This window comes from Frigoribacterium sp. CFBP 13712 (genome assembly GCF_014842255.1).
GTDB lineage: Bacteria > Actinomycetota > Actinomycetes > Actinomycetales > Microbacteriaceae > Frigoribacterium.
Genome location: NZ_JACYVH010000002.1, coordinates 233,283 through 247,318, shown reverse-complemented (window position 1 = coordinate 247,318; position 14,036 = coordinate 233,283). Strand labels below are relative to the sequence as shown.

Sequence of the window (14,036 nt, the reverse complement as noted above, 5' to 3'; positions counted from 1 at the left end):
CGGTCAGCGCTGGGGCCAGTCGCGCTGGGTCTCGCCCAGGTACAGCTGCTGCGGGCGGCCGATCTTGGTCGTGGCGTCGGCGTTCATCTCGCGCCAGTGGGCGATCCAGCCCGGCAGACGCCCGATCGCGAAGAGCACCGTGAACATGCGGGGCGGGAACCCCATGGCCTTGTAGATGACGCCGGTGTAGAAGTCGACGTTCGGGTAGAGCCTGCGCTCGGCGAAGTAGTCGTCGGCGAGGGCGATGCCCTCCAGCTCCATCGCGATGTCGAGCAGGTCGTCTTTGACGCCGAGGGCGGCGAGGACCTCGTTCGCGCTCTCTTTGACGAGCTTTGCGCGCGGGTCGTAGTTCTTGTAGACCCGGTGGCCGAAGCCCATGAGCTTGACGCCCTCTTCTTTGTTCTTCACCCGCTCGACGAAGCGCTCGACGCCCTGGCCGCTGGCCTTGATGTCGGCCAGCATCGACAGCACGGCCTCGTTCGCCCCGCCGTGCAGGGGGCCGTAGAGGGCGCTGATGCCGGCCGAGATCGACGAGAACATGTTGGCCTGCGTCGAGCCGACGAGTCGCACGGTCGACGTCGACGCGTTCTGCTCGTGGTCTTCGTGCAGGATGAGGAGGCGCTCGAGCGCCTTCGAGAGGACGGGGTTCACCTCGTACGGCTCGGCCATCGTGCCGAAGTTCAGCTTGAGGAAGTTGTCGACGAAGCTGAGCGAGTTGTCGGGGTAGAGGAACGCCTGACCGAGGCTCTTCTTGTGCGCGTACGCGGCGATCACCGGCAGCTTCGCCAGCAGACGGATCGTCTGCAGCTCGACCTGCTCGGGGTCGGAGGTGCTCATCGAGCCCTCGTAGAACGTGCCGAGGGCGCCGACCGCGCTCGAGAGCACGGACATCGGGTGAGCCGAATGCGGCAGTGCGTCGAAGAACCGACGGAGGTCTTCGTGCAGCAGCGTGTGGCGGCGGATGCGGGCGTCGAAGCCCGCCAGCTCGTCGGGGGTGGGCAGTTCGCCGTAGATGAGCAGCCAGGCGGTCTCGAGGTAGGTCGAGTTCGCGGCGATCTGCTCGATCGGATAGCCCCGGTAGCGCAGGATGCCCTGATCACCGTCGATGTAGGTGATCTTGCTGCGGGCGGTCGAGGTGTTCACGAACCCGTTGTCGAGGGTGGTGAAACCGGTCTGCTTGGTGAACGTCGAGATGTCGATCGACGAGGCACCTTCGGTGCTCGGGACGATCGGGAACTCGGCTGTTCCCCCCGGGAACTGCAGCGTGGCCTTCTGGGCGTCGTTGGCAGTGTCAGTCACTCCGCCAGCCTAGCGGTCAGTGCTCGAGGCGCTCCACGGCGGCGGCGATGCGCTCGTCGGTCGTCGTCAGGGCCACGCGGACGTGCCGCCCGCCCTCGGCGCCGTAGAACGAGCCGGGCGCCACGAGGATGCCCCGCTCGGCCAGCCAGGCGGCGCTCTGCCAGGCGTCTTCGTCGCGGGTGACCCAGAGGTAGAGACCGGCCTCGCTGTGATCGATGCGGAAACCGGCGCCCTCGAGGGCCGGCGCCAGGGCTGCGCGTCGCGCGCGGTAGAGCGCCTTCTGCTCGGCCACGTGCGCCTCGTCTCCGAGCGCCACGCGCATGGCCTCCTGGACGGGAGCCGGCGGCATGAGACCCGCGTGCTTGCGGACGGCGAGCAGCTGGGCGATGACGGCGGGGTCGCCGGCCACGAAGCCCGCCCGGTACCCCGCCAGGTTCGACTGCTTGCTGAGCGAGTAGACGCTGACGACCCCGTCGAGCCGGTCGCCGACCACACGGGGGTCGAGGATGCACGGCGTGGGTCGCGTGGCCCACTCGCCCTCCCAGCCGAGCTCGGCGTAGCACTCGTCGCCGGCGATCACGGCGCCGAGTTCGCGGGCACGGGCCACCGCGGCGGCGAGCCGCTCGACGTCGAGCACGGAGCCGTCGGGGTTGCCGGGGCTGTTGAGCCAGACGAGACGGGTCGACTCGGGCCATGACGCCGGATCGTCGGAGGCGACGGCGTCGGCGCCCACGAGCGCGGCGCCGAGCGCGTAGGTCGGGTAGGCGTTCGCCGGATGCACGATCGTGTCGCCCGGGCCCAGGCCGAGCCAGAGGGCCATGCCGGCGATCAGCTCTTTCGACCCGATCGTCGGGAGCACGGCGTCGGTGTCGAGACCCGTGACGCCGCGTCGCCGGGCGTACCACTCGACGATCGCCTCACGCAGGGCGGGTGTGCCCGCGACCTGCGGATAGGAGTGCGCGTCGGTGGCGGCCGTCAGAGCGTCGCGGACGACGACCGGGGTCGGATCGACCGGCGACCCGACCGAGAGGTCGACGATCGAACCGGGGTGCGCCCGTGCCGTCGTCGCGAGCTCGGAGAGGGAGTCCCACGGGAAGTCGGGGAGATCGAGCGCCACGACGGACTCGTCAGCCCTGGGGCGGGAGGACGGCGATGACGGGGTGGTCTTTCGCGATGACGCCGACCTTGGCCGCGCCGCCGGGCGAGCCGATCTCGTCGAAGAACTCGACGTTGGCCTTGTAGTAGTCGGCCCACTTGTCGGGGAGGTCGTCTTCGTAGTAGATGGCCTCGACGGGGCAGACGGGCTCGCACGCACCGCAGTCGACGCATTCGTCGGGGTGGATGTAGAGCGAACGCTCGCCCTCGTAGATGCAGTCGACGGGGCATTCGTCGATGCAGGCTCGGTCTTTGACATCCACACAGGGAAGTGCGATCACATACGTCACGTCTCGGGTGTTCCCTTCGCGTCGGGCAAGGCGTTCATCTTATCGCGGCCTCGCTGCACGTTGGCTCCCCCGTCGAGGAAGGGCCACGCGAGCACGACCGTGGCGATCAGCACCGGGCCGAACGTCCAGAGGTAGCCGGCGGGATTCGCGGGGACGAGCGCCGAACCGCCGGCACCGGGCTGGGACAGCAGCGCGGTGACCCCGAGCAGTCCGAGCGCGACGGCCGCCACGACGGTGCGCGACCGGAAGACCTGGCGGAAGCCGACGAGGAGGGCGAGCGCCATGATCAGCGAGAGCACGAGACCGGTGGGCACCACCGCGCCGCCGATCGACGTCGTGCCCTGATGCGCGACCGTGCCGATCGCCCCGAAGACGGCGCCCGCCGCGACGGACAGCAGGTAGGTGCCGATCTTGCCTCCGAGACTCATGTCGCTCAACTCGGAGGTGTTCGCCGGGAGCGGCGCGAGCTCGTCGGGGTCCGCCACGAAGCGGAACGACTCGGTCGACGCCAGGCGGTCGACCCGACCGTGCGGGTAGCGGATGCCCGCTCCGCCGCCGGGCAGGTCGACGACCTCGAGCTGCGTGCGGTACCCACGGAGCGCGGCCACGACCCGGGGTGCCACGGGTCGGACGTCCATCGTCACGACCGAGGGGTCGTCGCGCAGGGCCTCGGCCTCGACGCCGGTCGCCTCGTCGGCGCCCGCGACGATGGCGAAGTAGGGCACACCCGCCAGGCGGGCGGCTCGGACGGCGGCCCGATTCGCACGGACGTGGTCGGGGTGGTGGTAGCCGCCGTCGTCGTCGTACGAGACGACGACCGTGGGCCGGACGGCGTCGACGACGGCGGAGAGATCGGACACGATCTCACCGAACTCGGCCGCGCAGAACGCGGCCGGGTGGAGGTCGTCGGTCGGACCGGCGACGCCGTCGGAGCGCCACACCATGCCGCTGTCGCGGTAGACGCGGGGCTCGAGACCGGGCGTCCGCGCGCCGACGTCGCCGAGGAACCGGTGGTCGCGCACGCCGAGCTCGCGGAGCGCCGCGGCGATCTCGCCCTCTCGGTGGACCGCCAGCGCGGCCTCGTCGTCGCGCAGTCGTGCGAGGTCGTCGGGGATCACCTCTCCGAGCTCTCCGCGCGTGCAGGACACGACGGTGACGCTCGCACCCGCGTCGACCAGGGTCGCGAGGGTGCCCCCCGTCGTGATCGTCTCGTCGTCGGGGTGGGCGTGCACGACGAGCACCCGTTCGACCCGGGGGGCCGCTGAGCCGGTTCCGTCGCCACCAGGCGTGCCGAAGTAAGTCATCACTGGACAGGATAGGCCGCCCCGCACTATGGTCGGTCCTCGTCAGCCGACCCTTAGCAAGGTTAGCCTAACCAAACCACCCCGTGCGGTCGAGTCCCGACCGCCCCAGGCGCCGCCGATGCCGCCCGTACGCCGCCGACCCGAAGGCCCCATCAGTGCTCGCCAACTACCTCATCGGACTCCGAGAGGGCCTCGAGGCCTCGCTCGTCGTCGGCATCCTCGTCGCCTACGTCGTCAAGGTCGATCGCCGGGACGTCCTCCCCCGGCTGTGGCTCGGCGTCACGGCCGCCGTCGTGCTGTCGCTCGGCGTCGGCGCCGTCCTCACCTTCGGCGCCTACGGCCTGACCTTCCAGGCGCAGGAGATCATCGGCGGCGGGCTCTCGCTCGTCGCCGTCGGCTTCGTCACCTGGATGGTCTTCTGGATGGCCCGCACGGCGCGGAGCATGAAGCACGAGCTGCAGTCGGGTCTCGACCGGGCGCTCGAGGGCGGCGCCTGGGCGATCGTCGCACTCGGCTTCCTGTCGGTCGGTCGCGAGGGCATCGAGACGGCCCTCTTCGTCTGGGCCGCGGTGCAGTCGACCGGCGGGGGGCCCGTGCCCCTGCTCGGCGCCCTGCTCGGGATCCTCAGCGCGGTCGCGATCGGCGTCGCCATCCACCGCGGTGTGATGACCATCGACCTCCGGCGGTTCTTCACCGTGACCGGGTACTTCCTGGTGGTGGTCGCGGCCGGGGTGCTCGCCTACGGGATCGGAGACCTGCAGGAGGCCGGCGTGCTGCCGGGCCGCACCTCCACGGCCTTCGACGTCAGTTCGGCCGTGCCGCCGACGAGCCCCCAGGGCGTGCTGCTGCAGGGTCTCGTGAACTTCACCCCGACCCCGAGCTGGCTGCAGCTCGGCGGCTGGCTCGTCTACCTCGCCGTCGTCGTCCCGCTCGTCGCACGCGCCACGAGGAGGCGCGGGCCGACCCGTCCCGCCGCCTCCGGATCCGAGTCCACCACTCTCACCCCCCGCACCGCAGGAGCCCACGAATGACCGCTCGCCCCGCCCGCCTCGTCCACCCTCTCGGCCTCGCCTCCGGCCTCGCCGTGGTCGTGCTGGCCCTCACCGGCTGCGTCGCGAACACGCCGGCCGGCTCGTCCGCGGCCACCGCCGTGACCGTCGACGGGTCCGACGACGGCTGCGTGCTGTCGACGACCTCGGTGCCGAGCGGCCCCGTCACGTTCACGATGACGAACACGGGAAGCGACAACAGCGAGTTCGAGCTGCTCGCCGACGACGGCCTGCGGATCATCAGCGAGAAGGAGAACATCGGGCCGGGGACGTCCGGCTCGATGACCGTGTCGGTGCCCGCGGGCGACTACTACACCGCGTGCGTCCCGGGTCTCGTCGGGGAGGGCGTCCGCGCGACGTTCACCGTCACCGACTCGGGCAGCGCCGTCGAGCCGACCGGCTCGGAGAAGGAGCGCATCGACGCGGCGGCCGCCGCCTACGTCGGCTACGTGAAGGACCAGACCGGGCAGCTCGTCGCGGCGACGGACGAGTTCCTGGCCGCGTACACCTCCGGTGACGACGACCGGGCGCGCGCTCTCTACCCGACCGCCCGGGCGCACTACGAGCGCATCGAGCCGATCGCCGAGTCGTTCGGCGACCTGGACCCGAAGATCGACTTCCGAGAGGCCGACGTCGAGCCCGGCACCGAGTGGACCGGCTGGCACCGCATCGAGAAGGACCTCTGGCAGCCGTCGGCCGACGCGAACGGCGGCGCGGCGTACGTCGCCCTGACACCCGCCGAGCGCCAGCGCTTCGCCGACCTGCTGACCGGCGACACCGCCGACCTCTACGACGAGGTGACGGCCGACGACTTCTCGGTCGGCATCGACACGATCGCGAACGGGGCGGTCGGCCTGATGGACGAGGTCGCCACCGGCAAGATCACCGGCGAGGAGGAGATCTGGTCGCACACCGACCTCTACGACTTCCAGGGCAACCTCGAGGGGGCCCGTGTCGCCTTCGACGGCGTCCGCGACATCGTCGACGAGGAGGACCCGGAGCTCGCGACCTCGATCGACGACGAGATGACCTCGGTCGAGACCCTGCTCGCCGGCTACGGGAGCCTCGACTCGGGCTACCCGGCCTACACCGAGCTGACCGACGCCGACAAGAAGAAGCTGTCGGACGCCGTCAACGCGCTCAGCGAGCCGCTCAGCCGGCTGACCGCGGCCCTGGTCTCCTGACGGTGGCCCGCAGCGTGGGCGGGACTGACGGCGCCCGAGAGACGGGCGGCGCCGCCGAGCGACCGGGGCTGTCGCGACGGGGCCTGCTCGGACTCGTCGGCACGGGCGTCGGCGCCGGCGTGCTCGGTCTCGGCGTCGGGATCGGAGCCGACCGCGCGGTCGTCGCGCACACCGCGGGCGGCTCGGGCGCGGCGGCGACGTACCCGTTCTTCGGACCGCATCAGTCGGGCGTCACCACCGCCGCGCAGGACCGCCTGCACTTCGCAGCGTTCGACGTCTCGGACGGCACCACGCGCGCCGAGCTGGTCGAGCTGCTGAAGGACTGGAGCTACGCCGCGTCGAGACTGACCGCCGGGTTGGACGTGAGTCCGACGGGGGCGACGGGCGGGTCGCTCGCCGCGCCTCCTGACGACACCGGCGAGGCCCTCGGCCTGCCAGCGGCCGGGCTCACCGTGACCATCGGCTTCGGCCCGACGCTCTTCAGCACCGCCACGGGCGTCGACCGCTTCGGGCTGGCCTCGCGACGCCCTGCCGCGCTGATCGACCTGCCGCACTTCTCGGGCGATCAGCTGATCGAGGCGGCCAGCAGCGGCGACCTCTGCGTGCAGGCGTGCAGCGACGACCCCCAGGTGGCCGTGCACGCGATCCGCAACCTGTCGCGGATCGCCTTCGGCCGCGCCTCCCTCCGCTGGTCGCAGCTCGGCTTCGGCCGCACCTCGTCGACGACCCGCGGGCAGACCACTCCGCGCAACCTGTTCGGCTTCAAGGACGGCACCGCGAACGTCAAGGCCGAGGACACCGGGGCCGTCGCCGACGGCGTCTGGGCGACCGAGGGCGACGGCGCCGCCTGGATGGCGGGCGGGTCGTACCTCGTCGCCCGGAAGATCCGGATGACGATCGAGACCTGGGACCGCGCCTCCCTCGCCGAGCAGCAGACCGTCGTCGGCCGTGACAAGGGCGAGGGGGCCCCGCTGTCGGGCGGATCGGAGTTCACCGCACCCGACTTCGCCGCCGCGGCCTCGACCGGCGGGCCGGCCATCGCGCCCGACTCGCACGTCGCGCTCGCCCACCCGCAGAACAACGACGGGGCCACCCTGCTGCGGCGCGGCTACAACTTCGTCGACGGCAACGACGAGCTCGGACGCCTCGACGCGGGGCTGTTCTTCATCTGCTTCAACCGCGACAGCCGGAGGCAGTTCGTGCCGATCCAGCAGTCGCTCGCCCGCAGCGATCGCATGAACGAGTACGTCAAGCACGTCGGCTCGGCGATCTTCGCGGTGCCGCCGGGCGCGTCGGAGAACGGCTGGGTCGGCGAGACGCTCTTCGCCTGACGCCGCCGGGTCGGGGCGGCCGGCGCGGCGCGGACGCCCGCGAGTGCGGAGGTCAGACGGGGGTGACGACGTAGGTCGCCGTCGAGACCCCGTCGGTGTCGGTCGACACGGTGAGCACGACGCGGTACGCCGGGCCCGTGAATGTGCCGAAGCCGCTGTCCGCGTCGGAGTCCACCCCGCTGGCCGTGTAGCCGGCCTGCTCGAGCTGCTGCTGCGCGACGGTGAAGCGGTCGGCGCCCGAGACGGTGATCTGAGCCACCCAGCCGGATCCCTCGGGCCCGGCGCCGCCCCCGCGCACGGTGCCCTCGACGAGCGGGACCTCGGCGGGGAACGACTCGGGGAGCGTGCCGTCCGTCGTGATGCCGGCTCCGCCGAGCGCCTCGCCCGCGGCGTCTTCGACGGCCTGCTGCACGGTGCCGGTGAGGCCCTCGACGCTGCTGTCGATCGCGCCGCCGACGATGTTGTCGATCGGCGAGCCCGAACCGCACGCGGTGAGGCCGGCGCCGAGACCGACGACGATGGTCAGAGCGGCGACGGGGCGGATGAGGGACTTCGAACGGATCGGCACCCGGAGAGGGTAGCGGCCGTCTCTGGGCGTGGGCGTGGAACGTGCGGGGCACGCAGCGAGGGGCGGCGAAGCGCAGCGGGGTGGATACGCGAGAGGCGGCCCGCACTGCTGCGGGCCGCCTCTCGGTCTGGCGGTGATTCGGTGGTGCTACGCGTTCTGCTTCTTGAGACGAGCGGTGCTGCGCTGGCGAGCCGACGCGTCGAGCTCGACCTTGCGGATGCGGATGGCGTCGGGGGTGACCTCGACGCACTCGTCGTCACCGGCGAACTCGAGCGACTCCTCGAGCGAGAGGACGCGCGAGGGCGTCATCGACTCGAAGTTGTCGGCCGTCGACTGACGCATGTTGGTCAGCTTCTTCTCTTTGGTGATGTTGACGTCCATGTCGTCGGCGCGCGAGTTCTCGCCCACGACCATGCCCTCGTAGACCTCTTCGGTCGGCTGCACGAAGAAGGTCATGCGCTCTTGCAGGTTCTGGATCGCGAACGGCGTGACGACACCCGAGCGGTCGGCGATGATCGAGCCGTTGGTACGGGTCGAGATCTCGCCGGCCCAGGGGCCGTAGCCGTGGCTGATGCCGTTGGCGATGCCGGTGCCGCGCGTGTCGGTGAGGAACTGCGTGCGGAAGCCGATCAGGCCACGCGACGGGACGATGAACTCCATGCGGACCCAGCCCGAACCGTGGTTCGCCATGTTCTCCATGCGGCCCTTGCGGGCGGCCATCAGCTGGGTGATCGCACCGAGGTACTCGTCGGGCACGTCGACGGTCATGTGCTCGAACGGCTCCTGGAGCTTGCCGTTCTCGTCGCGACGGGTGACCACCTGCGGCTTGCCGACGGTGAGCTCGAAGCCCTCGCGTCGCATCTGCTCGACGAGGATGGCGAGTGCGAGCTCGCCTCGACCCTGGACCTCCCACGCGTCGGGGCGTCCGATGTCGACGACCTTGAGGCTGACGTTACCGATCAGCTCTCGGTCGAGACGGTCTTTGACCATGCGCGCGGTCAGCTTGTGACCCTTGACCTTGCCGATCAGCGGCGACGTGTTCGTGCCGATGGTCATCGAGATCGCGGGGTCGTCGACCGTGATGGTCGGCAGCGGCCGGACGTCGTCGGGATCGGAGAGGGTCTCGCCGATGGTGATGGTGTCGAAGCCGGCGACGGCGACGATGTCGCCGGGGCCCGCGGACTCGGCGGGGTAGCGCTGCAGGGCCTTGGTGATGAGCAGCTCGGTGATGCGGGCGTTGACCGTGGTGCCGTCTTGCTTGACCCAGGCGACGGTCTGGCCCTTCTTCAGGGTGCCGTGGAACACGCGGAGGAGCGCGAGACGACCGAGGAACGGCGACGCGTCGAGGTTGGTCACGTGCGCCTGCAGGGGGTGCTCGTCGTCGTAGGTCGGCGCCGGCACGTGCGTGAGGATGGCGTCGAACAGCGGCTCGAGGTCGGCGTTGTCGGGCAGCGAGCCGTCGGCCGGCTTGTTGATCGACGCTGCGCCGTTACGACCCGAGGCGTAGACCACGGGCACGTTGAGGATCGCGTCGAGGTCGAGGTCTTCGACCTCTTCGCTCAGGTCGCTGGCGAGACCGAGGAGGAGGTCCTGCGACTCGGCCACGACCTCGTCGATGCGGGCGTCGGGGCGGTCGGTCTTGTTGACCAGCAGGATGACGGGGAGCTTGGCCGCGAGGGCCTTGCGGAGCACGAAGCGGGTCTGGGGCAGGGGCCCCTCGGACGCGTCGACGAGCAGCACGACGCCGTCGACCATCGAGAGGCCGCGCTCGACCTCACCGCCGAAGTCGGCGTGGCCGGGGGTGTCGATCACATTGATGGTGATCGGGCCGTCGGCCGCGTGAGCACCGTTGTAGAGCACCGCGGTGTTCTTCGCGAGGATCGTGATGCCCTTCTCGCGCTCGAGCTCGTTCGAGTCCATCATTCGGTCTTCGGTGTCGAAGTGGGCGTCGAACGAGTTGGTCTGCTTGAGCATGGCGTCGACGAGAGTCGTCTTGCCGTGGTCGACGTGGGCCACGATCGCCACGTTGCGCAGGTCGCTGCGGATGGCAGTCGCCATGGATGAATTCCTTACGAGAAGCGGAGGGGGAGATGCACGGGACAGAGCCCGGCGACGACAGTCTACGGCACGTGGTAAAGGGCCCCTCCCCCGCCCCTGTCGGAACGGTGGAGAGGCCCCTGACGAGGAGGCGCGGGTCGACTACCGGCCGAACTCGAAGTTCGCGCCGGGGATCGCCTCGAGCAGCTCGCGGGTGTACTGCTGCGCCGGGTTCGCGAAGATCTCGTCGGTGGTGCCGGCCTCGACGATGCGTCCCTTCTGCATGACGCAGACGTTGTCCGCGATGAGGCGGACCACGGCCAGGTCGTGGGTGATGAAGAGGTAGGTGAGCCCCAGCTCCGTCTGCAGGTCGGTGAGCAGGTCGAGCACCTGGCCCTGCACCAGCACGTCGAGCGCGGAGACGGCCTCGTCGAGCACGATCACGTCGGGCTTGAGCGCGAGCGCCCGGGCGACGGCGATGCGCTGACGCTGACCGCCCGAGAGCTCGCCCGGGTAGCGGTTGACCATCGAGACGGGCAGCGACACCTGATCGAGCAGCTCGTGCACACGCTGCTGGCGGCTCTTGCGGTCGCCGATGCCGTGGGTGACGAGCGGTTCGGCGATCGTGTTGCCGACGCTGTACATCGGGTCGAGCGAGCCGTAGGGGTCTTGGAAGACGGGCTGCACCCGACGACGGAAGTCGAAGAGCTCCTTGCCCTTCAGGGCCCCGACGCTCTTCCCGTCGATGGCGACGGTGCCCGAGGTGATGGACTCGAGCTGGAGGACCAGCTTGGCCACGGTGGACTTGCCCGAGCCGGACTCGCCCACCAGCGCCATCGTCGTGCCGCGCGGGATCGAGAACGAGACGTCGTCGACGGCCCGCAGCTCGGTCGTCTTGAAGCCGCCCTGACGGATCTTGTACAGCTTGGTGAGGTTCTCGACCTGGATGTACGACGCGTTCCGCTTGCCGAGCTCTTCGCGCTGGTGCGCGCGCTTCATCAGCTCGGCGTCGTCGGCGCCCTCGTCGGAGATCTCGACGTCGTTGGTGTGCGTCGGCGCGATGCTCGACTGGATGCGCTGGCTGGCGAGGCTCGGAGCCGCGGCCACGAGACGCTGCGTGTACGGGTGCTGCGGGTTCGCCAGGATCTCCTTCGACGGCCCCGACTCGACGACCTGGCCCTTGTACATGACGACGAGCTTCTCGGCGCGTTCGGCCGCGAGACCGAGGTCGTGCGTGATGAAGAGCACCGAGGTGCCGTAGTCGCGCGTCAGGGTCTCGAGGTGGTCGAGGATCCGCCGCTGCACGGTGACGTCGAGCGCGGACGTCGGCTCGTCGGCGATCAGCAGCTTCGGGCGCGACGAGAGGCCGATCCCGATCAGCACACGCTGGCGCATGCCGCCCGAGAACTGGTGAGGGAACTGCTTCAGACGCTGGTCGGCGTCGCCGAGCCCCGCCTCCTTCAGCACCTCGATCGCGCGATCGCGCACCGCCTGCTTGCCGGTGGCCACGCCGTTGGCGCGGATGGCCTCCTCGACCTGGAAGCCGATGCTCCAGACCGGGTTGAGGTTCGACATCGGGTCCTGCGGCACGTAGCCGATGTCGCGACCGCGGATGGCCTGCATCTCGGCGGGCGTCGCCTTCGTGAGGTCCTTGCCCTCGAAGAGGATCTGCCCCCCGGTGACCTCGCCGGCGCCCGGCAGCAGGTCGATGATCGACGTGGCCGTGGTCGACTTGCCCGAGCCGGACTCGCCCACGATCGCGAGACGTTCGCCCGGCATCATCGTGAAGTCCACGCCGCGGACGGCGTCGACGTAGCCCGACTGGGTCTTGAACCCGATCTTCAGGCCCTTGATCTCGAGCAGAGGGGTCGCCGAGGAGGCGGTGCTCGCCGACTCGGGACGGGTGGAGGTGGAGGTCATCGACGGGCCCTCGCCTTCGGGTCGAGGGCGTCGCGCACGACGTCGCCCATCATGAGGAACGACAGCACGGTCACCGAGAGGGCGGCCGCCGGCCAGATCAGGGGCATCGGGGCGACCCGCAGGGAGGCGCGGGCGGCGTTGATGTCGTTGCCCCACGACATCACGGTGCCGGGCAGGCCGATGCCGAGGAACGACAGGGTGGCCTCGGCGACGATGAACGTGCCGAGCGAGACCGTCGCCACGACGATCACGGGAGTGATCGCGTTGGGGATGACGTGCCTGACCAGGATGCGGAAGCGCGAGACGCCGAGCGCGGCGGAGGCCATGACGTAGTCGCTGCTCTTGGCGCCGAGCACCGAGCCGCGCATGATGCGGGCGATCTGCGGCCAGGCGAAGAGCGACAGCACGAGGGCGACCGTCAGCGGGGTGCGCGACGGCAGGACCGACATGAGCACGATGGCGCCGAGCACGGTGGGGATGGCGAAGAAGATGTCGCCGAGACGCGAGACGAGCGCGTCGAGCCAGCCGCCGTAGTAGCCGGCGAGCGAGCCGATGACGATGCCCACCAGGGTCACGAGGACCGTGGCCAGCAGGCCCACGGTCAACGAGGCCCGGGTGCCGTAGACGACACGGGCGTAGACGTCGAGCCCCTGCAGCGTGAAGCCCATCGGGTGCCCGGACTCGGCCGGTCCGTTGCTGTCGGGGAGGCTGGCGCCGGAGGTCGGCGAGGTGCTCGTGAAGAGCTGCGGGAACAGCGCCACGACGATCACGAACAGGATCAGCACCGCGGAGATCCAGAACAGGGGGCGCGTCTTCATGGCGTCCCACGCGTCGTTCCAGCTGGAGCGGGGCTTCTCGGTCTCGTCGACGGCGTCGACGGCCTTCAGCGGGGTCTCGTCGAGCGGGGCGACGTAGTGGTCGGGCGACAGGCCCGGTGTCGTGTTACTTGGCATAGCGGATCCTCGGGTCGAGAACGGCGTAGAGCAGGTCGACGAGCAGGTTGGCCAGCATGAAGATGATGACCATCACCGCGACGAACGACACGACGGTCGGCCCCTCGCCGAGCTGGATGGCCCGGTAGACGGTGCCACCGACGCCCTGGATGTTGAAGATTCCCTCGGTGACGATCGCACCGACCATCAGCGATCCGATGTCGACGCCGAGGTAGGTGATGACGGGCACGAGCGAGTTGCGGAGGATGTGCACCCCGACGACCCGTCGACGGGTGAGGCCCTTCGCCGTCGCCGTGCGCACGAAGTCTGCGCTCATGTTCTCGGCGACGGAGGCGCGGGTGAGTCGGACGATGTACGCGAACGACACCGAGGCGAGCACGATCGCGGGCAGCACCAGCTCGCTCCACGGAGCCTGCGAGCTGACGGTGGTCCGGAAGAGGGCCAGCTGGATGCCGAAGACGTACTGCAGGACGAAACCGATGACGAACGTCGGCACGGAGATGAGCAGCAGCGAGACCACGAGGGCGCTGTTGTCGAAGATCTTGCCCTTGCGGAGGCCGGCGTAGAGGCCGACGACGATCCCGGCGATCGATTCGAACAGGAGAGCGAGCATGGCGAGACGGAACGTGATCGGGAACGCCCGGACGAGCTCGTCGATGACGGGGCGACCGGAGAACGTCGTGCCCAGGTCACCCGTGAACAGACCGCCGATGTAGAGCAGGTACTGCACGATGAACGGCTTGTCGAGGTTGTACTGCGCCCGGATGGCCTCGATGACGGCGGGGCTCGGCTGCTTCTCGCCGAACAGGGCGGCGATCGGGTCGCCCGGGAGGGCGAACACCATGAAGTAGATGAGGAAGGTCGCCCCGAAGAAGACGGGAATCAGCTGGAGGAGGCGCCGGCCGGTGTACCAGAGCATCAGGCCGCCTCGATTTTCTGCGCGTGC

Annotated in this window: 12 protein-coding genes; 3 read left to right on the top strand and 9 right to left on the bottom strand. The window is 70.0% G+C overall.

Annotation, left to right across the window (positions count from 1 at the left end):
- Positions 1 to 3 precede the first annotated feature (3 nt).
- From IFT51_RS04795 to IFT51_RS04780, 4 genes are read right to left on the bottom strand one after another with little or no spacing between them, the layout of a single operon-like run.
- A complete protein-coding gene (locus tag IFT51_RS04795; RefSeq protein WP_192059746.1) occupies positions 4 to 1,299 on the bottom strand; it encodes a citrate synthase in 1,296 nt (431 codons plus the stop codon).
- 16 nt (positions 1,300 to 1,315) lie between these two features.
- The gene (gene dapC, locus IFT51_RS04790; RefSeq protein WP_192059744.1) at positions 1,316 to 2,416 is read right to left on the bottom strand and encodes a succinyldiaminopimelate transaminase; all 1,101 of its coding nucleotides are present in this window, start codon (positions 2,414 to 2,416) and stop codon (positions 1,316 to 1,318) included.
- Positions 2,417 to 2,426: 10 nt separating this feature from the next.
- Entirely contained in the window at positions 2,427 to 2,744 is a 318-nt protein-coding gene (gene fdxA / locus IFT51_RS04785; RefSeq protein WP_192059742.1) for a ferredoxin, read from the bottom strand.
- A complete protein-coding gene (locus IFT51_RS04780; protein WP_192059740.1) occupies positions 2,741 to 4,048 on the bottom strand; it encodes a PIG-L family deacetylase in 1,308 nt (435 codons plus the stop codon). The genes fdxA and IFT51_RS04780 overlap by 4 nt, the downstream gene beginning before the upstream one ends.
- A 155-nt stretch (positions 4,049 to 4,203) precedes the next feature.
- On the opposite strand from IFT51_RS04780, the gene efeU reads away from it, so the two are divergent.
- The 3 genes from efeU to efeB are packed head-to-tail and all read left to right on the top strand — an operon-like array spanning position 4,204 to position 7,612.
- The gene (gene efeU, locus IFT51_RS04775; RefSeq protein ID WP_192059737.1) at positions 4,204 to 5,079 is read left to right on the top strand and encodes an iron uptake transporter permease EfeU; all 876 of its coding nucleotides are present in this window, start codon (positions 4,204 to 4,206) and stop codon (positions 5,077 to 5,079) included.
- Positions 5,076 to 6,281 carry an iron uptake system protein EfeO gene (gene efeO, locus IFT51_RS04770; RefSeq protein ID WP_192059735.1) on the top strand — a complete coding sequence of 402 codons (1,206 nt, stop codon included), beginning with the start codon at positions 5,076 to 5,078 and terminating at the stop codon, positions 6,279 to 6,281. The genes efeU and efeO overlap by 4 nt, the downstream gene beginning before the upstream one ends.
- Before the next feature lie 14 nt (positions 6,282 to 6,295).
- A complete protein-coding gene (efeB, locus tag IFT51_RS04765) occupies positions 6,296 to 7,612 on the top strand; it encodes an iron uptake transporter deferrochelatase/peroxidase subunit (protein WP_192059733.1) in 1,317 nt (438 codons plus the stop codon).
- A gap of 52 nt (positions 7,613 to 7,664) precedes the next feature.
- Here the strand turns inward: efeB and IFT51_RS04760 are convergent, their stop codons facing one another.
- From IFT51_RS04760 to IFT51_RS04740, 5 genes are all read right to left on the bottom strand, one after another.
- The gene (locus IFT51_RS04760; RefSeq protein WP_192059731.1) at positions 7,665 to 8,180 is read right to left on the bottom strand and encodes a hypothetical protein; all 516 of its coding nucleotides are present in this window, start codon (positions 8,178 to 8,180) and stop codon (positions 7,665 to 7,667) included.
- A 147-nt stretch (positions 8,181 to 8,327) separates the two neighbouring features.
- Entirely contained in the window at positions 8,328 to 10,238 is a 1,911-nt protein-coding gene (gene typA, locus IFT51_RS04755) for a translational GTPase TypA (protein WP_192059729.1), read from the bottom strand.
- Positions 10,239 to 10,379: 141 nt separating this feature from the next.
- Positions 10,380 to 12,137: an ABC transporter ATP-binding protein gene (locus IFT51_RS04750; protein WP_192059727.1), complete on the bottom strand. Its 1,758-nt coding sequence runs from the start codon at positions 12,135 to 12,137 to the stop codon at positions 10,380 to 10,382.
- Positions 12,134 to 13,090 (bottom strand): ABC transporter permease, encoded by a 957-nt coding sequence (locus tag IFT51_RS04745; RefSeq protein WP_192059725.1) that lies wholly within the window; start codon positions 13,088 to 13,090, stop codon positions 12,134 to 12,136. Before IFT51_RS04745 ends, IFT51_RS04750 begins: the two co-directional genes overlap by 4 nt.
- On the bottom strand, positions 13,080 to 14,009 hold the full coding sequence (locus tag IFT51_RS04740; RefSeq protein ID WP_055794476.1) for an ABC transporter permease: 930 nt from the start codon (positions 14,007 to 14,009) through the stop codon (positions 13,080 to 13,082). The genes IFT51_RS04745 and IFT51_RS04740 overlap by 11 nt, the downstream gene beginning before the upstream one ends.
- Between the last annotated feature and the right edge of the window lie 27 nt (positions 14,010 to 14,036).